The organism is Sporosarcina sp. P3 (assembly GCF_002743415.1).
In the GTDB taxonomy this organism is placed as follows: Bacteria; Bacillota; Bacilli; order Bacillales_A; family Planococcaceae; genus Sporosarcina; species Sporosarcina ureae_A.
The window spans coordinates 108068-129139 of sequence record NZ_PDZE01000010.1 but is presented as its reverse complement, the minus strand read 5'-3'; the positions used below and the strand labels follow the sequence as shown (position 1 = coordinate 129139).

Genomic DNA, 21072 nt, shown 5'->3' with positions numbered 1-21072 from the left:
TGTGTATAAGAGACAAGAAAAGCGTTTGATGTGGTTGGCATTTATTGTTGCGGGTATCATGTTGCTATCAATTATAGGAAGACTATTTTCGTAAGAAGGAGGTGGATGGTGTGGACTCGGTATTTTATTCTAGAGTATTGACTGAATTGACATTATCGTTTCATATTATCTATGCAACTATCGGAGTGGGTGTCCCACTTATGATCATGCTGGCCCAATGGGTTGGTATTAAGAAGAACGACGAGCATTATATTTTGTTAGCGAGACGTTGGGCACGCGGTTTCGTCATCACCGTAGCCGTTGGAGTGGTGACCGGAACAGCGATTGGTTTACAACTGTCATTATTATGGCCAAATTTTATGGAGCTAGCTGGAAATGTGATTGCTTTGCCATTATTTATGGAGACATTCGCTTTCTTTTTTGAAGCGATTTTCCTTGGTATTTACCTTTATACATGGGATCGTTTTGAAAATCAAAAGAAACATTTTCTGCTTCTCATTCCAGTTGCGCTTGGCGCTTCGTTCTCCGCGGTATTCATCACAATTGTAAATGCCTTCATGAATGCACCACAAGGTTTTAATTTAGTAAATGGGGAACTAATCAATGTTAATCCGCTTGTCGCCATGTTTAATCCTGCCATGCCGACAAAAGTGGCACATGTTGTTGGGACAGCTTACATGACATCCGCTTTTTTATTGGCTGCCATTGCAGCGTTTCGTTTGTTGCGAGGTTCAAATCATGTGTACCATAAAAAGGCTTTGTATCTGACTTTGAAAGTGGGATTCATCTTCAGTGTGAGTGCAGCATTGGTTGGTGATTTATCAGGAAAGTATTTAGCAGAATATCAACCTGAAAAGTTGGCAGCAGCTGAATGGCATTTTGAAACAGAAGAAAATGCTCCTTTAATTTTGTATGGTGTGCTGGACGATGGCGAAGTGAAATACGCCATTACAATACCGTATGCCCTTTCTATTTTAGCGCACGGTGTACCAAGTGCTGAAGTGGTTGGATTGGATCAGTTTCCTGAAGAAGATACACCGCCACTTTATATCCATTACCTCTTTGATATTATGGTGACAATCGGAATGTTATTGATGACGTTGGCAGCTGTATACTGGATTGGTATGTGGCGAAGATGGTCATTTGTCGAGTCTCGCTTATTCCGATGGCTCATTGTCATAGCAGGACCACTCGTTTTTATTTCACTCGAAGCGGGTTGGTGGTTAGCAGAGGTAGGACGTCAACCGTGGATATTACGTAATATTATGCGGACGTCTGAAGGTGCGACAACTAGCGGTCAGGTTCCGACTATGCTTGTGCTCTTTGCGCTTTTATATCTCGTTCTCGGTATCGGCAGTATAGTTGTTCTAAGAAGAATGTTCATCAGAAATCCTGTAGAACAAGAAATTATAGATCGACAACGAGAGAAAGGCGGTGACATTCTATGAATATCGAAATTCTAGGAATTACGGTATTGTGGGTGTTTTTGTTCGGCTACATCTTAATTGGTGCGATTGATTTTGGAGCAGGTTTTTTCAACGCATATAGTTTATTTACAGGCCGACAGCGAATCTTGACGCATGTCATTCAACGTTATTTGTCACCAGTCTGGGAAGTAACGAATGTTTTTCTAGTATTCTTCTTCGTGGGGATTATTGGATTCTTTCCAAAAACCGCCTTTTATTATGGCACTACTTTGTTAGTACCGGTTAGTTTTGCCATTATCCTTTTGGCAATTCGAGGTTCATATTATGCATTTGAAACCTATGGTGCTCGTGGTCACAAAGGATATTCATTTGCTTACGGTTCGACGGGTTTATTACTTCCTGCGTCATTGTCGATTGTGTTGACAATATCTGAAGGAGGATTTATCGAATTAGTAAATGGTCAGCCGGTTTTAGATTACTGGAAATTGTTCACAAGTCCGCTTACTTGGTCGATTGTCGTACTAAGCATAGCGGCCACACTGTATATCTCCTCCGCATTTTTGACATGGTATGCGAATAAAGCCAAGGATCCAGAGGCGACGCAACTGTTACGTAAGTATGCGCTTATCTGGGCATTGCCAACGATTATTGCTGCAGGTGGGATTATATTTGAATTACGTAAACATAACCCGCTACACTATGAGAGTATTCAAAGATTCTGGCCGATGTTTCTACTATCGTTTTTACTGTTCTTAGGAACGGTTTATCTCATCTGGAAACAGCGTCAATATGGTCTAGCATTCGGTTTGCTAATAGGACAATTCCTATTCGCCTTCTTTGGTTATGGTGCTTCGCATTATCCATACTTGCTCTACCCGTATTTGACTATTTACGATAGTTTCACGAACCAAGCTATGGCGATTGCTTTAATCGTGGCGTTTATATTTGGATTACTTCTGCTAATCCCATCATTGTATTTACTATTACGTATGTTCTTGTTCAATAAAGAGTATGTAAAAGGAAAAGAAAATTACCATGCGTAGGGGGCGTTAAGATGAATGAATTTTTAATTTTCTATGCACCTTTTTTGGTCATTATCGCAGGCATTGCACTATCGTTCTTTGTAGTGTTAAAAGATGATGCAGTGACAGATCATGAGTATAAAAACAGTAAAGAAACAGACGGGTGATTCCGTCTGTTTTTTTGTTTGCTTCCCATGGTACACTAGAAGTATCTGAAAGATGGAGGAAAAATCATGAGCTTTGCAGTAAATAAAAACGAAAAAATACGAGTGACTATAGAAGATCTAACACATGATGGAGCAGGCGTGGCAAAAGTGGAGGGTTATCCATTATTCATTCCAGAAACGCTGCCTGGAGAGACAGTCGATGTCCATGTAATGAAGACATTGAAGAAATATGGATTCGCAAAGTTATTGAATATCGTGGAGCCATCTCCATCCCGTGTAACGCCTCCTTGTCATGTATTCCCGACATGTGGCGGTTGCCAATTGCAACATTTGTCTTATGAAAGTCAGTTGATTCAAAAACGTAAATCTGTGCGTGATGTAATGGACCGAATTGCGAAGCTTCCTGATGTGCCTGTACATGAAGTAAAAGGGATGGATGAGCCGTGGCGTTACCGCAATAAGTCACAAATACCATTTGATACGGAGAACGACCGCGTAATTACGGGCTTCTATAAAGCTCGTACACATCACATCGTGGACACAGATGTTTGTCTGATTCAGACGCAAGAAGCAGACGAACTGATGACATTGCTGAAATATAAGCTTCAACAGTTGGGTATTGAGACGTATGATGAACGAACACATAAAGGTATGCTACGTCATTTGATCGTTAGAAAAGCGCGTAAAACAGGTCAAGTAATGGTTGTACTAGTTACACGCCATAGAAAATTCCCGCAAAAAGATGCGGTAGTCGATTTAATTCAGCAACAGTTACCCGATGTGACGTCTATTATGCAAAATGTGAATACAGCGAATACGAACGTCATTATGGGGAATGAAATGATTCATTTATACGGATCAGAAGTTATTATTGATCGAATTGGTGAAATTGAATTTGAAATTTCAGCACGCTCTTTCTATCAAATCAACCCTGTTCAAACAGAAGTATTGTACCAACAGGCACTGGATTATGCGAACCTAACTGGAAATGAAACCGTAGTGGATGCGTATTGTGGAATAGGAACGATTTCATTGTTCTTGGCTAAACAAGCAAAGGAAGTATACGGAGTGGAAATAGTACCGCAGGCGATAGAAGATGCCAAGCGTAACGCAGAACTAAACGATAGTAACAACGCTCATTTTGAAGCGGGATCAGCAGAAGAGATTATTCCAAAATGGTACGCGCAAGGTAAAGAGTTTGATGTATTAGTCGTTGATCCACCACGTAAAGGATGCGATGAAAACTTACTAGAAACCATTCTAAATTATAAGCCGAAGAAAATTGTATATGTGTCTTGTAATCCAGGAACATTGGCGCGTGATTTACGTATTCTCGAAGATGGTGGCTACCGCACGAAAGAAGTCCAACCAGTAGACATGTTCCCGCATAGCAGTCACGTCGAGTGCGTGGCGTTGATAGAGTTGAATTAGCTCAGCGGGATTAACGATGGCTTTCATTTAAGATGAATGAAAGTAAAGAATATATAAGAAGTTACTTTGAACGGAATTGGCCATGCTGTACTTATCAACGTCCATATAGGCGGAGTATAGTCTACAAACAATACCTATAACGCGTAGTCATAAGATGTAAAAGAACGCAGAATGGGTTCTGTAATGATATTTAGAAAATATAGAATATAATAAGCTTGATGGACAGTAGTGACAAATAAAAAAAGCCTGTGCCACATTGAATTCAATGTGGCACAGGCTTTTTAAATTATTACAATGCACAGTATCAATGGAAATTTATTTTCTTCTCATGTCAATATTTCTTGAGTTTGTGTTGCTTTTTTCAACGGTCTTTTCAAACTCGACAACCACAAAGTACTTACTTTCTCCTATCTTCTCAACACTTGTGATTTTTCCATTACGCCCTTTTATCCTTACCTTTTCATCCACGGCTGGTATGATTCGAGAAGCTACATTGAGCACCTCAATTTTGTCTTCGAAATAATGAATAGCATACATATTCTAATCCCCTTACTTAAGATAAGTGTTGGTATACATTCATTTTATGAAAATGATTGTGAAATAGAACGTAGCAAGTTATTTTGCGTATCTATTCATTTGTAACGCAAGTACTCTTCATTAAGTACCCATTAAGATTATGTCCCCAAAATGTAAAGGATATTTTTTTAAAAACTTGTAGATCTCTGCATGTCACTCTCATTGCTTATACTATATATCCTCTTCATTTATTGGCCAGTTACCATAACTGATCATGCTAGGGGATAGCCAGTATTGATACCTTGTATGATTTGTGCAGGCAAATCAGAGAATTTGATCGTATCGTCATTCCAGATTATATACGCTGTATGGATCGATACACGATAATAATACACTGATACAAAAGCCCATCAGAAAACTTGTATATCGCCTTATTTATAATTTTACGTGTTAGTGAATGTTTTTTAAAACGACAACAATATTCTCCAGGTATAAACTGGCATATGGAAACGTAAGATACTTAGGAGTTAGATATAAAAATAATGAATGAGGTGATCTGCTTGACTGAATATTCATCATCAGATAATAAGAAAAGAATCAATGAAAACAGCAAGAATGAACAATTGGATAAGTTCCGTACTAGCGATGCTGGAAAGCCGATGACGACGAATCAGGGAAGAAAGGTCTCGAATGACTCGAGAATTTTAACTGCCGGGGTGCGTGGGCCGGGAGTACTTGAGAATATACATTTCTTTGAAAAGATGACATCTTTCGTGCATGAAACGATACCAGCAAGAAGGCTTCACGCTAGAGGTTACGGGGCACATGGAGAGTTTGAGTGTTACCAATCTATGAAGCAGTTCACCAAAGCGGGGTTTTTGCAGGAGGCTGGTAAAAAGACTCCGTTATTTGTTCGCTTTTCAACGGTGCAAGGAAATAAAGGATCGAAAGACACAGCAAGAGACTTACGTTGTTTAGGTGTCAAGTTTTATACAGAAGAAGGAAATTATGACATGACGATGATTGCCTTCCCGGTTTTGATCAACCAAGACCCGTTGAAATTTCCTGACATGATTCACGCTTATCAGCCTGAACCTCGTACCGGCATGCCACAAGCCGCAGGTGCGCATGATAACTTCTGGGATTATGTTGCGAATAATCCTGAGGCACTGCATATGACACTATGGGTAATGTCTGACAGAGGGCTCCTCAGAAGTTACCGAATGATGGAGTCTTGGTCAGTCAATACGTACTTACTTGTTAATGAACAAGGCGTCAAGACGTTCGTCCGATTTGTTTGGAAGCCTGTTTTAGGATCCCATTCACTGTTGATGGATGAAGCGCAGAAAATAGGAGGCATCGATCCAGATTTCCATCGTCGAGATCTTAGAGATGCCATTGATCGCGGTGCTTTTGCTGAATATGAGTTAGGCGTTCAACTAATTTCGGAAGAAGAGGAATTCAATTATGACTTTGATATACTCGATTCCACGAAATTCTGGCCAGAAGAACTCATACCTGTTCAGATGATCGGAAAAATGACGTTGAATCGGAACGTTGATAATGATTTTGCAGAAAATGAACAGGTTGCATTCAACCCAGCCAATGTCGTACCGGGAATTGGATTTTCCAATGACCCTGTCTTGCAAGGAAGGTTAATCGCCTATCAACCTGCTCAATATCATCGACTGGGAGGTAAGAACTTCCAGCACTTGCCGATCAATCGACCGATTTGTCCGTTCCATAATAACCAGCAGGAAGGATTTATGAAATATGAAATCGATGTGGATCCGACGAATTATCATGAAAACTCACTTTTAAATAATACGCCGTACACCACACCACCTGAGGAAGGCGGTTATGAGCATTACCCATCAAAAGTGTCAGGACACCTTACGCGAGAGCGTCCAGAAAAGTTTGATGATTATTTTACACAACCAAGAATTTTTTGGAATAGCTTAACTGAGATTGAAAAGCAACATATGATTGAAGCACTGAACTTTCAAGTCGGTAGTGTGAAGAGTGAGTCGGTGCGCCAGCAAGTCGTCGATCTATTAGTAAATGTTGATAAAGAGATGGCTACCATTGTTGCAGATACTGTTGGAGTCAATTGTCCAAGCGGAACAAACGTCCCGGTATCCACAAGCTATCCATCCCTTAGCCAAACAACTACGCCTAAATATGCATATTCTTTAAAAGTGGGTGTACTGATTGGCGATGGATTTAACGTAGATGAAGTAATGAATACAATGAAAGTTTTAGAAGAATTCGGTGTTTTTGTTATCATCGTAAGCGATACGCTTGGAACTGTTACAGGAGATAATGGTACAAAATTGAAAGTTAATGAAACATTTCTTACAACAAGTCCGTATTTACTTGATTCACTCTATATTGTTGGTGGAAAATCTAAAAATCAAGAACAATTTAATTATGAATTAAACGAGTATATAAACGTAGCGTATAAACATTATAAACCCATTGGAATCGCTTCAACCGGACAGTCATATATTAGTACATCGGGGAATAATAACTTCGCTGGGGTCGTTTATGCTAAAAATAACCCTGATTTCGGTAAAGATTTTGTCTCAGCAATTGCACAACAACGATTTTGGGATAGAAGATGATTTAATGCTTATTAGGTATATACAGCCGAAAATAGATAGTGCATGCCAGCAGACTAGATCAACACAAAGTAAGTGAACTATATACGTAAAGTGCATAGAGTTGATCGTGGCTGAAATAGCATGGCAACAATAGATTTGATAGTTTTTAAATGAATAGTGAAGTGTGTTTTATGTTCCCTCGGATTAATAGTTCGGGGGCTTTTTGATTTCGAAAGATCTTACTGTAACACGAAAAAGAATAATAGCATTTGACAAGTTATTTATACGAGGTCGTTCGGTATCCTCTCACTCACATGAGCCACGATTGTTTATTTAGTTGTGGCAAGGAAGTATCATGCCTGATTAAAAAGTGAAAGACGCGTATTAGGAACGTATGAATGATCTGATGAGGCTGTGGTGATTGTTGGTGCAGAGGCGCACAAACGAACCTATTTACAGTCATAAAGAAATGCGCAGTGTAATACAGTAATTTGAAAGAAAGAGGTGATGATCATTATTTTTTATACACAAACTCAAATGTATACACAAGCAAGTTTTCGATCGCTTACGGATGCATTACTTCCATCCACTTACGCGCAATCCAATTATGAATCTACCAATTGTAATTCGAATAGGAAGGTTCATGAATACATTATGTATTCTTTGGATCACTACATTTCTATTCAGCAACAATTGCACCACACTATCGTTCCCCTCTCGTACCCTACAGCTATGATGTTGGATATCGCAGCAATTCAACTCGTGAACACGTACCAAGCACAACCACTTCCACAAAGTGCCTTTCAAGGAGGCGGGATGTTTTCCTATCTTTCTCGGCAAGATCGAATACGAACATTAACTGCACTTGAAAATTTAGATGTTGATCTTTACGCTTTGCCCTCTCCATTTCAGAATAATGCAGGGCTGGTGAAAAATATCGTTGATGCTCTTAACCGCTTTTCAGTGCTTGGTTATTACTCGGAATGGCCTGCTTACGGTTCTACAAAGTTATGTTCGCCAAATGAACGACGTCTTGAACACTTCCCTGTGAATTGGCAACAAGTCGGTTACCCAGGTGTATCTTTGGGTTACCGCGATTTTCGTGGGTTTTTATTACGAATGAATAGAAGCGAGGAGAAATATGAAAATGAATCCTGATGTAATTATTATTGGAGCAGGTGGGGGCGGCCCGGTTATCGCCAAAGAGCTTGGGGAATTAGGAATCCGTGTGCAAGTGCTTGAAGCCGGTCCGTGGTACGGAAATAAAAAGTGGCCAGAGCCTAATAAAAATAGAGGGTTTGCAAAGGAGAGTTCAAATCCTGAAGATTTGGACGGCACACTCTACCGTAGTCAATTGACTAGACTTGAAGATGATATGAATGATCCGGTTACCGGTAAGTTCCGTTGGGGCACTGCTGACCGGAGACGCGCACCTTGGTTTAGGAATGTGCCTGATCCTGCTCTAGTTTGGCAAACTGCTGGGATTGGAGGGTCCACACTTCACTACTATGCCAATTGCCCGCGCGCATTTCCGCATGCGATCGATAACGAATGGCCAATTCGTTACAAAGATCTAATTCCATATTATGAAAAAGTAGAAGCTACATTACCAGTTGAGTTTGCGCCCACTACATCTAAAGAAGCGCTTTTCTATTACGGCGCAGAAAAAGCAGGCTTTACTCTTAACAAAACATTAGATGTGACAACGAGTGGATACCGTCCTCAACCCAATGCAATTTTACCGCCAAATGAACATTTAATGGATCCAAATTATTCATTAGAACAATTAAGTCATATGGAAGGTTGCACGTTAAGTGGACATTGTGGGCAAGGGTGTCCGTACGGCCCGAAACTTGAAAAGATGGCGAAACGAACTACAGCTGTTAGTTATGTCCCTTTAGCAATGAAAACTGGAAACGTTACGTTTAGGCCAAATACATTTGTAACGAAGGTTTTAACAGAGCGTGATGCTAACGGAAAAGAATGCGCGATTGGCGTTAAAATACGTGATACGTGGACAGGGGAAGTTGAAGAATTGTACGCAAAAGTTGTCGTGATGGCGGCTGGTTGCGTGGAAACTCCCCGTCTATGGCTGAACTCTGAATTGCCGTATAACGCTTGGGTAGGTCGTGGATTGACTAATCATTATATGGATACGGTTACCGGAACATTTGACGAGGAAACATTGATGAGGATCTTAGGAAGTCCTGCCGTTAATCCATTTGTCGGGCATACATCCGCTGCACGACTTGATTATCCCGGCCTTGGCATGATTGAAAATATGGGGGAAAGCCCGGGGCTCTCCGCTCAACTGCTGTTTGGGTTTAGCCAATACGGTTATAACGACCTCCACGAATCCAGTTCAGATAGATGGGACCAGCGTGGAATGCTTGTCGGTGCCGAACTGGATGAGGCGATGAAAGACTACAGACGAACACTTACACTTCTAATCGTTACAGATGATGAAGTACAATATCACAACCGTGTTGAGCTGGATCCCCATATTAAAGATGAACACGGGGCAGTACCCATTGTACATTATACACCGAGTCAGAAGTCGAAAGAGAGAAGAGAGCAGTTAGTTCATATAGCGACAGATATTTTACGGGAAGCAGGTGCGAAAAAGGTACATCGTGCAGATCTTCCACCGAATCTTTATATTCATTTACAAAGTACAATGCGAATGGGTTTTGTTGTCGACACTTCGTGTGAGGCCTATCAAGTAGATCGTCTCTTCATAGCAGATAATAGTGCTGACTACAATTCCCTTGGTGGACCTAATCCAACGTTGACAACGCAAGCATTGGCAACGAGAACAGCAGAGTTACTAGCGAAAAAATATTTTTAAGATTATTCCTTGAATACGTTAACAATCCAAAGAGAATTTCACTCAAAAGCGTGCGTAAGGGCGTAAAAAGCAGAAACGAATATAGTGAACAGACCGAACCTTTCTTGAGGGTATCGCATAGCATAGATCAGTATACTAAAGGAGTGAATTATGATTATGTATGGTTTTTACTATGCTTACCCACAGGTGATGACTGCATCGCCTATGCAGTCTCAGTCGGGACATCAGGAACACAAAAGGCATCCAATTGCACAGCCTGACTATGTAAATCAAAGCCCGGCAAACTACACTACTATTCATCCCACGGATAAAATACCGCAGCCTAACCGGTATGTCACCCGTGTGGAACCTGTTTTTCTGGATCACCTGAGCCGTCATCAAGGACTTGATATCACAGTCCAAACAACTGCAAAAGAGGTTAAGGGAAAGTTGGCGGCAGTGGCAATCGACCATATTGAATTGAAATTAAGTGACACTAAATCACTGCACGTACGGTTGGATCAAATCGTGTATTTTGAAGGCCTTTCTTTGGGATCGTAACCTATATATGGAGTACTACTTAGTTTTTTAGAAGACGGATTACCTATCGGTATTCCGTCTTCTTTAGTGCGCTCAGCATAGGTGTAGTCTACAAGAAGAGACAACTTGTGAAAGTAGAGGTAACAGCTAGCTTAACGTAAGGGTGACTGTCGTAACGCGAAATTTGAAAGGAGCCTGCGACAAGTCTTCAGTCTGACGAACATAAATTTCATATAAGGCTAGGTACAATTGAGTGAACTTGTACAACAAAATCCTTTCTGTCATAATTGTAAAAGTGAATGAAACAGACAAGTACGAAAAATACTACATTCTTACTTGAAGGGTTGAACAATCAGAAGTCAGCAGAAACGGCTCTTCAATTTCCTTACATGGAATTTAGAATGTTTAAGATACCTTTGGTTGCAAACGATTAAAACACTTTTCGCTTTGATATCTTCTTTTTACATACATTATTTAATAATTTATTATATACAAATGTAGAAATGTCCTAAGCATCGACTTCATGTTATAATTACTGAATTAGTTATTTATAATGGAAAGGGGGGACACATTTGGCATTAGGCATATTAGAGATCATGTATATAGTTTTAGTAATCTTAGCAGTAGGAATTCAAGTCATATTATATAAAAGTAAATCTAATAATAGTATAATTATAATCAATATGTTGTTTGGCCTGCTTTTATCCTACTTAGCGTTCACATCGTTTCCTACCAACTTTACCATTCAAAAGACACTTGCCATAGTAATGGGGATTGTAGCTATATTGGCAGTTATTATTAAATTCAGAAGTGAAGAGCTTGTGATATTAAGTAAAATATCGCTCTCAATTTCTATCGCAGTTAGTTTAGCGTTACTATTTTTGTAAAGAATAGATTATGAATATAGAGTGCATGTTCACATAGTTGCAAAAGATCAAATACCCTATTTACAATTTGGCTGATGAAACTAAGTTTACCGCTCTATTTGTGTATTTACAGGAATGATGGAAGCGAATGAAAAATGACAAGGACAAGACATCGTGTAAATGGATGTCTTGTCTTTTTTACTTCTTCTATCACTGCATCAACGTCTTTCAGATTGCTATATATACTTATGGTCAGTAGTGTGTGAAGACTCCATTTCTTCCGCTATAGCTTTCGTTTCGTGTATCGTACCGTAGGGATGATTTGGAGGCGCATAAATCGAATATAATTTGATAGGTACAGTGCCAGTATTCGTGATATTATGCCAAACCCCAGCGGGAATAATAATACTATCATCTGCCTGGACTTGCCGTTCGAAATGTACTTGGTCTTTTGTATTCCCCATTTGAACCACGCCTTGCCCTTCCTCAAGCCGAATAAATTGATCAACATGGGGATGTATTTCCAAACCAATATCCTCTCCTGGTGCAATACTCATGAGTGTGAGTTGCAAGTGGTCACCTGTCCATAATGCAGTACGGAATGTTTGGTTCCTTTTTGTTGCCTCTTCTATATTAATCGTGAAAGGCATAGGGCCATAATCGGTTTGACTACGGTGTAGTAGTACAGAAGGATATTCAGTATGATTCATTTGCTGTAAAGGGTACATATGGAAACAAGGCCATATATACATCGGTTGATACCAACATACTAATATGAAATTAGAAACAGATTGATTGATAACACTCATCCCTCTCTTTATATTTTCATCATAGTATATGTGTGAAACTTGAATTTGTGTGTAAAAGAAAAATGAGTAAACTGCTAAACCTATTGTGATTAGAATTCACAAAGTAGTCATATGTAAGCGGTTCAACTTTGAATGATTTGTGAAAGGCTTCACAATACGACTAAACTATATGAAAAGGATAGTATACTAAAAGTAACAAGAGAAGTTGATTATAGATTCTCGCTTACTGAATCAAAATTTAATCGTAAAGGAGACTGAACAATATGTGGGTTATCACATTGTTCGAAACAGAGAAAGTACGGATCTTTGAATATGCAGAGAAAGCAGAAGCTACAATTGCCATGGAAAAGTTCAATGAGTACGCTGTTTTATCCTATACAAAATAAAAATCACTGAACATGCACATAGCTAATACTTATGAACGACAGAATAGTAAACCAAAAGGAGACTGACAAACATGTGGGTAATTACTTTATTTGATCAAGCGAATGTACGGATATTTGAGTATGCAGAGAAGGTAGAGGCTATGAAGGCAATGAAGAGTTTCAGTAAATATGCTGTTCTTTCTTACACAAGATAAGCAGTTACCACTTTAACCGTAGCGTATTTTGCTGCGGTTTTTTTGCGTGGGAATTGAATTGGAATGTATATAACTGGATGTTCTAGTTGGCAACCACTGTCGAGAGATGTACTATTATGTTGATATAAAAATTAAACTATTTTTATAAAAAACACATAACTTCTATTAGGCTGATAAGAAAACGTTTGCAGACACAATTCCGACATATGTAAGCGTTTTGACTTTGAATGAATTGTGAAAGGTCTCACATATCGGTTTCTTTTGTTGTAGAACAGAGTATGATAAGAGTAACAAAAGAAATTGGTTAGCAGATTCCATTCAAGGAACTATGCCACCAAACAAAAGGGAGATTACACAATATGTGGGTGATCACATTGTTTGACGAAGCAAACGTAAGGATCTTTGAATATGCTAAAAAAGCCGAGGCAACAAATGCAATGAAAAACTTTAACCATTACGCAGTTTTAACATACACATACTAAGTGTTGGCTTTACTATGAATAAATGAATACAAATTAAAAGGGGACTGACAAACATGTGGGTTATTACATTATTTGATCAAGCAAACGTAAGGATCTTTGAATATGCTGAGAAGGCCGAGGCAACAAATGCAATGAAAAACTTTAACCATTATGCAGTTCTAACATACACATACTAAGTGTTGGCTTTACTAGTGATAAATGAATACAAATTAAAAGGAGACTGACAAACATGTGGGTAATTACTTTATTCGACCAAGCAAACGTACGTATTTTTGAATATGCAGAGAAAGCAGAAGCGACAGATGCCATGAAGAATTTCAGCAAATATGCAGTTCTATCATACACAAAATAATTACTTCATCCTATAACCGTAGCGTGTAACCGCTACGGATTTTTTTATGTTTCTTTATACTTTTTTAGTTAGGACATTAATTCTCACACAATCTACTATGCTAGAATACGACTAGATCAATTATGTGATTAGTCCAGTAAAGAAGGGAATTATATGTTGAGCAATTTGAATACCTTTTTCCAACGATGGATTGCCATCTTAACCCCCTTTAGCTTAGTGATGGGCGTATTGTTTCATCAAGTAGGGGAGCAGTTATTATTTATCGTTTCTTGGTTGTTTGCATTTATGACGTTCGTAGGCAGTCTTGGTATGAATGTCAAAGAAGTACGTATGGTAAGGAAATATCCGGCCGTAGTACTCGTAAGTATTGCTTTTCTGCATCTAGTAATGCCTACATGGGCTTATTTTTTATCTACGGTATTTTTCGATGATCATTTACTTACGGTAGGTTTTGTGTTGGCGGTTGCTATTCCAACGGGCGTTACGAGTGTGATTTGGGTAACCATTTCCAAGGGTAATCTGCCTTTATGCTTATCTATCATATTAATTGATACATTATTAGCACCTATCATTTTACCGGCAATTCTTTATGTCGTTGTGGGAGAAAGTGTAACAATCGATACAATGTCATTAATTATTAATTTACTTTGGATGATTGTACTACCTACCATACTTGGGATTACATTGAATGAACTGTCAAAGGGGCACGTTCAAAAGATTTGGGGCCCACGTTTAGCACCTTTCTCTAAACTAAGTCTGTTTGCGATTGTTGCGATTAATGGCAGTGCAGTAGCGCCTTATGTACGGAAAGTTTCTCTGGAACTGGTTGGCGTTATTGCCCTCGTACTATTCATCGCGATGACAGGCTATGCAGCTGCCTTATGGATTGCACATGTACTCTGGAAGGACCCTGTGATTGCTACGACATTCATGTATGTGGGCGGCATGCGAAATATTGCAACAGGAGTCGTGATTGCGACTACGTTCTTCCCAGCGAAAGTCGTCATGCCGGTCGTTTTCGGTATGCTATTTCAGCAAGTACTTGCCTCCGTGTACAATAAGGTAGGGAACTGGTATGGAAGACGTTATTTCAAGGTAAATGAAGTAGGATAAAATAAAACAACTGCCGTCATTCTGAAGATCAGAATACGGCAGTTGTTTTATTTTAGCTTCTTATTTTTAGGTCTAGATCCAAACTCTGCAGAAAATTCTTCTGGTGAATGGCCTTCTGGATGCTGGTTATTGCTATTGCTGGCTTCTTTGTTTTTATTTTGATACGTGCCCAACGGGTTGTGTGTCCGTTCATTCATGGTTTTTTTATTATTTTTATTTGTCATGTTCGTCCACCTCCTATCGACTAGGATAGACAAAAGTCGAAGTTTTATGCGGCAGCTGACGATATCAATAGGTGTCTGAAAAATGGTAGTATGATTAAAAGCAGAGGTGGAATTATGCGAAAAGTATCTAGAATCTTACTGTTACTCCTCGTCGTTGCACTTTTTGTAATAGCAACAGGGTGTTCAAATCAAGAGAACGAACAGAATGAAGAATCCAAACAAACAGAAATACGAAATAAGCAGAACAAACAAGCATTAATTGCAGTCCACGATGCAGCTGAAAAAGGAAATCTACCCAATCAACAATGGCAAGTAGGAGAAACTACTTATCAGCAAGTCAAAGATCAAGTAGGGGAGGCAGATAAGATAGAACACAGTAGGAAGGAAAGCTATGCGATTTATGAAAAAGAGCAGCTGAAGCTTCACTTGACAGAGAATAATTTAGTCTATAAATTGCGTGCAGTGGAATCAAAGCTTAATGAGGTAACGCAGTTGCAAACAAAGGCAATACTAGGAGATCCAGATAGACTGAGACAAGTGAATGAGCAGACAATCTTTGTTTATGATTTGAATGACGAATACCAATTAACTTTGCTATTTTCTTCTTCAGACAACCATGCGTCCATCGTAGAAATTGCTGTTCTTCATAAGCCGAGTGTAGAAGTTCAGGCTGTGTTACAGGAAATGCAACTAGATGAAAAGCTTGGTCAGTTGATTATGATGGGTGTGCAAGGTCCGCAACTGGATTCAGCAGCAAAGACATTTATCCAAGAAAGGCATGTCGGCGGCATCATTTTATTTAATCGTAATTTCGTTTCTGTTTCGCAGTCGCTTAACTTGATTAATGAGTTAAAACAAGCGAATGCGAATGCAAAAACGCCCTTATTCATTAGTGTAGACGAGGAAGGTGGACGAGTTACTCGACTGCCAAAAGAGCTCGTAAAAACTCCATCTAATCGTAAGGTTGGGAATGCCGCAAACGGAAAATATGCATATGATATTGGAGAGTTAATTGGTCGCAAAATGAGTGCGTTGGGATTGAATATGGATTTTGCACCCGTACTTGACGTAGATAGTAATCCGAAGAACCCAGTGATTGGCGACCGTTCGTATAGTGCGGATGCACAGCTAGTTAGCAAAGCAGGGATCCAGCAAGCGAATGGTATGGCGTCGCAACATGTCATACCTGTCGTCAAGCACTTTCCGGGACATGGTGATACAAGTGTAGACTCACATATTGATTTGCCCGTGATTACACATAATAAGGAACGATTAAAGAATGTAGAACTACTTCCCTTTAAACAAGCGATTGAAGGTGGCGTACATGCGGTAATGGTCGGGCATTTACTTGTAGAAGCATATGATCCGAAAACACCTGCATCATTTTCAAAAATAATTATTCAAGACCTATTGCGTGATGAATTACAGTTTGACGGTGTAGTTATTACAGATGACTTGGTCATGGGAGCTATCGAAAAGAACTATTCGATTGGAGAGGCGGCAATCCAATCTATTGTAGCGAGTGGAGACATTTTACTCGTTGGGCATAAATATACGCCAGTAGACGAAATACTCACTGCCTTACAAAAGGCAGTCAATGAAGGAGTCATTACAGAACAACGAATCAATCAAAGTGTCGAACGTATATTATTGCTGAAGCAACAGTATGAAGTGGAGGATATTCCACGAAAGCAAGTCGATGTGGAAGAGTTGAATCAACAAACAAAGGAACTTATCAAGAAAATCAATTAGCTAATTAACGAAAAAGGAGTGATCGCATGGATGAACAGGTTCTTTTGCTTCATGGTTTCAATAAAAGCTCACGTGATATGCAGACATTGTTTACCTATTTAGAACAGCATGGCTTTCATTGCAGATCACTCGACTTATCGTTCACTTATCATGAATTTGGTCAATCATTTTTTCTTGTGGAAGAAGTTTTATCCGAAATGGTATCACACAAAAAAACACCCATCCATCTAGTAGGCCACAGTACAGGTGGTCTACTTATTCGAAAAGTATTACAGGAAACACAATGGATGGATTCAATTGGCCACTGTGTGCAAATTGCCACGCCTAATCGAGGAAGTCGACTTGCGCACGTGGCAGGGAAAATTGCGGGATATACTGAGTGCTATAGAACATTACGGTCGTTAAACGCAACGTATATTGAGCAGCTGAATTTGCCGGACATAACTAGCTATTCAATTGGTGCAATCGCAGGGACACGCAATCATTTATGGCTTGGAAAGTTAATTCAAGGCGCAAATGATGGACGGGTAGAATTGGATTCAGTTTATTATCCGGGACTATCTGATTTTATCGCTTTGCCATATGGACATAAAGAAATCCATCATCAGAAAGAAGTAGCTGAATTAACTGCACGTTTTTTGCAAACTGGGCATTTTTGATAAAGCATGGTCTTAATACTTGAAAAAATTCACAGCTTTTATTCCCTTGTAATATTCATTTCAGCGGGCATGCTACAGCTGAGGGAATAAGGAGGATGATTGGATGGGTATTAGTGAAGAGTTGAAAAAGTTGAAAGCATTTCACTGTGATGATCGATGTGTGCTGTCCGTATACTTAAACACGAATCCTGCTGATCCTGACCAACAGCAAGCAGCGTGGAGAATTCATTTGAAATCAGGATTAAAAAGACTTGATGAATATCTCGTCGCATCTGGAGATGAAAAAGAATTGACTGCATTTCGTTCCGTGAAAGACCGTGTGATGAAGGAAGTTGAAGATAAGCAAAATGATTTGGCGAAGGGTGTTATCATTTTTGCAGCAGCTGATCCTGAAGTTTGGTCTGTTCATTATGTTCAAGTGGCAGTTAAGACGAGCTTTCATTGGGAAAATCAAGCGATGACGAATGAATTGGAGTATATGTTACAAGCATATCCAGAAGCGGGAATTATACTCCCAAGTTACAGCAATGTCCGGATTTTGGATACTGCAATGGGTAGAGTCCATGACGAAACAGTGTATGAATTTGATTCGGGTCTTGACGTTTGGAAAGAACAAAAGATGATCAAGTCTTCTATACAGCGGGGAGTAGGAGGACATACAGACAAATTTGATCATCGATTAAAAGAGAATTTAGATCGTTTTTATAAAGACATGGGTGCTGTGGTCGGCAACATGAAGAAGAAGCGCGGATGGAAAGAAGTGCATGTGGCAGGGGAAGCGGAACTGGCCAAAAGCTTTGCGTCTATCTTGCGTGAAAAACCCGAAAGCTGTATTCATAAAAACTTTGGAAAATCGAACAATAATCAAGTCATCCAAAAAATCTTCGAATCCCGTTAAGTAATACCATAAGAGGATGCCCCAGAGGTAGGGGCATTCTCTTTTTGTTTTGGTTCCTTAGAGCGCGACAAAATATTTACATAGTGAAGGCGGATTAAAGCATCAGTCTGAGACGCGCCACCCTACTTTATTTCCCGTCGATTATCATGTGACCCTACTAAAGATTAATAATTAAAGTAATTTCAGAATATTAATAGTATACTAAGTTCTAAAGGGGGATTAACATGGGAAGAGGCAGGAAAATTACGCTGTGGGCACTTAGTATACTATCAATTGTTGTGGTTCTAATTGCTATATTTGCAAACGCTTACATATCAAAATCAAAACCACTGATAGCAGGAGAACATCAAGTCTCATTCGTTGATCAAGAAGTAGTTGTGACACGTGATCGCAAGGGAGTGCCGCATATCCATGCCGCTTCGGATGAAGACCTGTATCGAGCGCAAGGTTATGTGCAAGCACAAGACCGTTTATTTCAAATGGATTTAGCACGCAGGCAGGCAAGTGGTCGTCTAGCTGAAGTCATCGGTGACAAGGCTGTCGATACGGATAAGTTATTCCGTACTTTCAGTCTGCGAAATGCAGCGGAAGCTTCATATGAAGGCTATGGAGAACATGCTAAAAAAGTGCTTGGCTGGTATGCAGAAGGGGTCAATGCATTCATTGAAGAAGCTACATCTGAAAAGAAATTGTCCTATGAATTTGCGCTGCTTGGATATGAGCCTGAAGAATGGACACCAGTAGATTCATTAACTATTGGGAAATATATGGCTTATGACTTAGGAGGTAGATGGCAACCGCAAGCATTCCGCCACTGGGCAATTAATGCATTTCCAGAAGAGAAAGTGAAAGATTTATTCCTGATGTATCCGAAAAATGCAGAGTCCATTATGACGGCTAATAAAGAACATGAAGTAGAGGTGGCGGGACGTTTTCTACCGGGACTCTCCCCACCTGAATTCAATGGTAGTAATAATTGGGTAGTATCAGGGGAAAAAACAGCTTCTGGTAAACCATTACTGGCTGATGACCCTCATTTAGGTCTAAGCACGCCTTCTATTTGGTACCAAATGCATCTACAATCTCCTGAACAAAATGTAGAGGGAGTAATCTTTGCAGGGATTCCAGGAATCATCTTAGGTAATAATGAAGATATCGCCTGGGGAGTCACGAATGTTGGACCGGATGTGCAAGATCTTTACATTGAGGTCCCACATCCAAGTAAAAAAGCCCAATTCCGTTATGACGGCAAGTGGGAGCAAGCAGAAGTACGTAATGAGACGATCAAAGTGAAAGGTGCTGATGATATTCCATATGAAGTCATCGTCACGAAACACGGTCCTATCATTTCAGACGTAATGTACAAAGATCAAGATCCGAATGCGTTGTTCTCTATGCAGTGGACGGCACTTGAGCCGACTCTTGAACTGGAAGCCATTATGGAGATGAATAAATCATCAGATTGGGATAGCTTTGAAAAAGCATTAGAGAAATTTCACGCACCTGCACAGAACTTCGTCTTTGCTTCGACGGACGGTACGATTGCATATAAAGCGAACGGTCGCATTCCCATCCGTAAACAAGGTGACGCACAATTGGCAGTGCCAGGAGATTCTTCCGACTATGGTTGGGAAGGCTATATTCCATACGATGAACTGCCGCGTGTAGTGAATCCTGAGGAAGGTTTCATCGCCACCGCGAATAATGAAGTAGTGGATGAAAATTATCCATATCACATCACAAAGTTTTGGGCACAGCCATACCGCTTTGAACGGATTGCAGAAGTGCTGCGAGAAGGAGATCACTTCACAGTGGAGGATATGATGAAACTGCAAATGGATCAAAAAAACCTCTATGCAGCAGAATTCCTTGATTCGATGATTCAATCAGTAGAGAAACAAGACCAATCAGGTGACTACAAAGAAGTGTTGGCAACGTTGAAACAATGGGATCAAGTTGATTCAAAAGATAGCAGTGCTCCGTTAATTTTTCACAAGTGGATGAAACAATTGCAAATTGACATGTTCCGAGATCAAATGCCTACGGATGTCTATGAATTAATGCCAGGAAAAAACCAAATTACAGATGAATTGCTTCGTAAAGGCTATAACGGAGAAGAAAGCGTCTGGTTAGAAGAAAAGCAAGGTATCGATCAATGGGTGTATGAATCATTCGGCAATGCAATGAAAAAAATTGCCAATGACTTTGGTGACAAGCAACAAAAATGGGCATGGGGCAACTATCACCAACTGACATTCCCTCACCCACTAGCAAGTGCCTCACCGGTATTTGAAAAACTATTAAATCCCGAAAAACAACCAATTGGTGGATCTACTATTACCGTACAAGCAGCTGCCTTCAAAGATGACGGCTCCGTCAACCACGGTGCCTCGTGGCGTTTCGTTGCTGATCTGGACGACTTAACCAAAACATATCATGTCGTCGGACCGGGTCAAAGCGGACACCTAAAATCCAAATGGTTCCATGACCAAGCAGAGGACTGGGCAAAAGGGTACTACCACGAGACACTCATGACACAAGAAATACCTGACGGACATGTACTGACATTGCAACCGAAAGCGAAGTAATTGGAAGCGGCTAAGGACTATTCATGAAGCGGTGGTTTCACAGCTTCTTGCGATAGTCCTTTTGCGTTGCGCGAGGTAGTGCCGTGACTATAAATAATGAGTGGCTTGCTTTGAACTCGCTAAGCTACGTTAAAATGAATAGGAAACAGAATCAGTAAACTACTGATAAAAAACTAAAAACATCTTTCACATGGTATACTAGACGGATTCTAATTT

The 21072-nt window shown here is 39.9% G+C and carries 22 protein-coding genes; 19 read left to right on the top strand and 3 right to left on the bottom strand.

Translation table 11 applies throughout. The features are described 5' to 3' along the window. The first annotated feature begins 110 nt into the window (after positions 1 to 110). From CSV61_RS12935 to rlmD, 4 genes are all read left to right on the top strand, one after another. Positions 111 to 1448, top strand: coding sequence for a cytochrome ubiquinol oxidase subunit I (locus CSV61_RS12935; protein ID WP_369824380.1), 1338 nt, complete (start codon positions 111 to 113; stop codon positions 1446 to 1448). Further along, positions 1445 to 2470, top strand: coding sequence for a cytochrome d ubiquinol oxidase subunit II (locus CSV61_RS12930; RefSeq protein WP_083033827.1), 1026 nt, complete (start codon positions 1445 to 1447; stop codon positions 2468 to 2470). The genes CSV61_RS12935 and CSV61_RS12930 overlap by 4 nt, the downstream gene beginning before the upstream one ends. An 11-nt stretch (positions 2471 to 2481) precedes the next feature. Further along, positions 2482 to 2616 (top strand): cytochrome bd oxidase small subunit CydS family protein, encoded by a 135-nt coding sequence (gene cydS / locus CSV61_RS17255; protein ID WP_255408200.1) that lies wholly within the window; start codon positions 2482 to 2484, stop codon positions 2614 to 2616. Positions 2617 to 2682: 66 nt separating this feature from the next. Then, on the top strand, positions 2683 to 4047 hold the full coding sequence (gene rlmD / locus CSV61_RS12925) for a 23S rRNA (uracil(1939)-C(5))-methyltransferase RlmD (protein ID WP_099639541.1): 1365 nt from the start codon (positions 2683 to 2685) through the stop codon (positions 4045 to 4047). A 315-nt stretch (positions 4048 to 4362) separates the two neighbouring features. Here the strand turns inward: rlmD and CSV61_RS12920 are convergent, their stop codons facing one another. Next, positions 4363 to 4584 (bottom strand): hypothetical protein, encoded by a 222-nt coding sequence (locus CSV61_RS12920; RefSeq protein ID WP_083033823.1) that lies wholly within the window; start codon positions 4582 to 4584, stop codon positions 4363 to 4365. 539 nt (positions 4585 to 5123) lie between these two features. On the opposite strand from CSV61_RS12920, the gene CSV61_RS12915 reads away from it, so the two are divergent. The 5 genes from CSV61_RS12915 to CSV61_RS12895 all read left to right on the top strand — a co-directional run bounded on the left by CSV61_RS12915 (position 5124) and on the right by CSV61_RS12895 (position 11420). After that, a complete protein-coding gene (locus CSV61_RS12915; RefSeq protein ID WP_369824379.1) occupies positions 5124 to 7187 on the top strand; it encodes a catalase in 2064 nt (687 codons plus the stop codon). A gap of 486 nt (positions 7188 to 7673) precedes the next feature. After that, a complete protein-coding gene (locus CSV61_RS12910) occupies positions 7674 to 8324 on the top strand; it encodes a hypothetical protein (protein ID WP_099639539.1) in 651 nt (216 codons plus the stop codon). Next, positions 8308 to 10014 carry a GMC family oxidoreductase N-terminal domain-containing protein gene (locus tag CSV61_RS12905; RefSeq protein WP_099639538.1) on the top strand — a complete coding sequence of 569 codons (1707 nt, stop codon included), beginning with the start codon at positions 8308 to 8310 and terminating at the stop codon, positions 10012 to 10014. Before CSV61_RS12910 ends, CSV61_RS12905 begins: the two co-directional genes overlap by 17 nt. A 150-nt stretch (positions 10015 to 10164) precedes the next feature. Then, positions 10165 to 10554 (top strand): DUF2642 domain-containing protein, encoded by a 390-nt coding sequence (locus CSV61_RS12900; RefSeq protein WP_099639537.1) that lies wholly within the window; start codon positions 10165 to 10167, stop codon positions 10552 to 10554. 551 nt (positions 10555 to 11105) lie between these two features. Next, complete coding sequence (locus CSV61_RS12895) at positions 11106 to 11420, top strand: hypothetical protein (protein ID WP_099639536.1); 315 nt, start codon at positions 11106 to 11108, stop codon at positions 11418 to 11420. 215 nt (positions 11421 to 11635) lie between these two features. On the opposite strand, the gene CSV61_RS12890 is transcribed toward CSV61_RS12895, so the two are convergent. Next, positions 11636 to 12208, bottom strand: coding sequence for a cupin domain-containing protein (locus tag CSV61_RS12890; RefSeq protein WP_369824378.1), 573 nt, complete (start codon positions 12206 to 12208; stop codon positions 11636 to 11638). Between the two features lie 263 nt (positions 12209 to 12471). Here CSV61_RS12890 and CSV61_RS17250 point away from each other — a divergent pair, with 263 nt between their 5' ends. The 6 genes from CSV61_RS17250 (at position 12472) to CSV61_RS12885 (ending at position 14735) form a co-directional block, all read left to right on the top strand. Next, complete coding sequence (locus CSV61_RS17250; protein ID WP_255408199.1) at positions 12472 to 12594, top strand: hypothetical protein; 123 nt, start codon at positions 12472 to 12474, stop codon at positions 12592 to 12594. 71 nt (positions 12595 to 12665) lie between these two features. Further along, positions 12666 to 12788, top strand: a complete 123-nt coding sequence (locus CSV61_RS17245; protein WP_255408198.1) for a hypothetical protein — start codon at positions 12666 to 12668, stop codon at positions 12786 to 12788. A gap of 359 nt (positions 12789 to 13147) precedes the next feature. Beyond that, positions 13148 to 13270 carry a hypothetical protein gene (locus tag CSV61_RS17240; protein WP_255408197.1) on the top strand — a complete coding sequence of 41 codons (123 nt, stop codon included), beginning with the start codon at positions 13148 to 13150 and terminating at the stop codon, positions 13268 to 13270. Between the two features lie 53 nt (positions 13271 to 13323). Next, the gene (locus CSV61_RS17235; RefSeq protein ID WP_255408196.1) at positions 13324 to 13446 is read left to right on the top strand and encodes a hypothetical protein; all 123 of its coding nucleotides are present in this window, start codon (positions 13324 to 13326) and stop codon (positions 13444 to 13446) included. A 53-nt stretch (positions 13447 to 13499) separates the two neighbouring features. After that, the gene (locus tag CSV61_RS17230; RefSeq protein WP_255397466.1) at positions 13500 to 13622 is read left to right on the top strand and encodes a hypothetical protein; all 123 of its coding nucleotides are present in this window, start codon (positions 13500 to 13502) and stop codon (positions 13620 to 13622) included. Between the two features lie 153 nt (positions 13623 to 13775). After that, complete coding sequence (locus CSV61_RS12885; protein WP_099639535.1) at positions 13776 to 14735, top strand: bile acid:sodium symporter family protein; 960 nt, start codon at positions 13776 to 13778, stop codon at positions 14733 to 14735. Positions 14736 to 14782: 47 nt separating this feature from the next. On the opposite strand, the gene CSV61_RS16985 is transcribed toward CSV61_RS12885, so the two are convergent. Continuing rightward, a complete protein-coding gene (locus tag CSV61_RS16985; RefSeq protein WP_199173634.1) occupies positions 14783 to 14959 on the bottom strand; it encodes a hypothetical protein in 177 nt (58 codons plus the stop codon). A gap of 114 nt (positions 14960 to 15073) precedes the next feature. On the opposite strand from CSV61_RS16985, the gene nagZ reads away from it, so the two are divergent. From nagZ to CSV61_RS12865, 4 genes are all read left to right on the top strand, one after another. Continuing rightward, positions 15074 to 16711, top strand: a complete 1638-nt coding sequence (gene nagZ / locus CSV61_RS12880; protein WP_158233854.1) for a beta-N-acetylhexosaminidase — start codon at positions 15074 to 15076, stop codon at positions 16709 to 16711. A gap of 26 nt (positions 16712 to 16737) precedes the next feature. Beyond that, positions 16738 to 17370 carry a lipase family alpha/beta hydrolase gene (locus CSV61_RS12875; RefSeq protein WP_099639533.1) on the top strand — a complete coding sequence of 211 codons (633 nt, stop codon included), beginning with the start codon at positions 16738 to 16740 and terminating at the stop codon, positions 17368 to 17370. 103 nt (positions 17371 to 17473) lie between these two features. Next, complete coding sequence (locus CSV61_RS12870) at positions 17474 to 18268, top strand: VLRF1 family aeRF1-type release factor (protein WP_099639532.1); 795 nt, start codon at positions 17474 to 17476, stop codon at positions 18266 to 18268. 224 nt (positions 18269 to 18492) lie between these two features. Beyond that, positions 18493 to 20856: a penicillin acylase family protein gene (locus CSV61_RS12865; protein ID WP_099639531.1), complete on the top strand. Its 2364-nt coding sequence runs from the start codon at positions 18493 to 18495 to the stop codon at positions 20854 to 20856. Positions 20857 to 21072: the final 216 nt, after the last annotated feature.

What these genes read in the sequence shown, in the direction of transcription:
- CSV61_RS17240 (WP_255408197.1), top strand. Translation starts at nt 13,148, where the DNA reads ATGTGGGTGATCACATTGTTTGACGAAGCAAACGTAAGGATCTTTGAA.
- CSV61_RS16985 (WP_199173634.1), bottom strand. Translation starts at nt 14,959, where the DNA reads ATGACAAATAAAAATAATAAAAAAACCATGAATGAACGGACACACAAC.
- CSV61_RS17235 (WP_255408196.1), top strand. Translation starts at nt 13,324, where the DNA reads ATGTGGGTTATTACATTATTTGATCAAGCAAACGTAAGGATCTTTGAA.
- CSV61_RS12930 (WP_083033827.1), top strand. Translation starts at nt 1,445, where the DNA reads ATGAATATCGAAATTCTAGGAATTACGGTATTGTGGGTGTTTTTGTTC.
- nagZ (WP_158233854.1), top strand. Translation starts at nt 15,074, where the DNA reads ATGCGAAAAGTATCTAGAATCTTACTGTTACTCCTCGTCGTTGCACTT.
- CSV61_RS12905 (WP_099639538.1), top strand. Translation starts at nt 8,308, where the DNA reads ATGAAAATGAATCCTGATGTAATTATTATTGGAGCAGGTGGGGGCGGC.
- CSV61_RS12890 (WP_369824378.1), bottom strand. Translation starts at nt 12,208, where the DNA reads ATGAGTGTTATCAATCAATCTGTTTCTAATTTCATATTAGTATGTTGG.
- rlmD (WP_099639541.1), top strand. Translation starts at nt 2,683, where the DNA reads ATGAGCTTTGCAGTAAATAAAAACGAAAAAATACGAGTGACTATAGAA.
- CSV61_RS12865 (WP_099639531.1), top strand. Translation starts at nt 18,493, where the DNA reads ATGGGAAGAGGCAGGAAAATTACGCTGTGGGCACTTAGTATACTATCA.
- CSV61_RS17250 (WP_255408199.1), top strand. Translation starts at nt 12,472, where the DNA reads ATGTGGGTTATCACATTGTTCGAAACAGAGAAAGTACGGATCTTTGAA.
- CSV61_RS12870 (WP_099639532.1), top strand. Translation starts at nt 17,474, where the DNA reads ATGGGTATTAGTGAAGAGTTGAAAAAGTTGAAAGCATTTCACTGTGAT.
- CSV61_RS17230 (WP_255397466.1), top strand. Translation starts at nt 13,500, where the DNA reads ATGTGGGTAATTACTTTATTCGACCAAGCAAACGTACGTATTTTTGAA.
- CSV61_RS12920 (WP_083033823.1), bottom strand. Translation starts at nt 4,584, where the DNA reads ATGTATGCTATTCATTATTTCGAAGACAAAATTGAGGTGCTCAATGTA.
- CSV61_RS12900 (WP_099639537.1), top strand. Translation starts at nt 10,165, where the DNA reads ATGATTATGTATGGTTTTTACTATGCTTACCCACAGGTGATGACTGCA.
- CSV61_RS12875 (WP_099639533.1), top strand. Translation starts at nt 16,738, where the DNA reads ATGGATGAACAGGTTCTTTTGCTTCATGGTTTCAATAAAAGCTCACGT.
- CSV61_RS12910 (WP_099639539.1), top strand. Translation starts at nt 7,674, where the DNA reads ATGATCATTATTTTTTATACACAAACTCAAATGTATACACAAGCAAGT.
- CSV61_RS12885 (WP_099639535.1), top strand. Translation starts at nt 13,776, where the DNA reads ATGTTGAGCAATTTGAATACCTTTTTCCAACGATGGATTGCCATCTTA.
- CSV61_RS17245 (WP_255408198.1), top strand. Translation starts at nt 12,666, where the DNA reads ATGTGGGTAATTACTTTATTTGATCAAGCGAATGTACGGATATTTGAG.
- cydS (WP_255408200.1), top strand. Translation starts at nt 2,482, where the DNA reads ATGAATGAATTTTTAATTTTCTATGCACCTTTTTTGGTCATTATCGCA.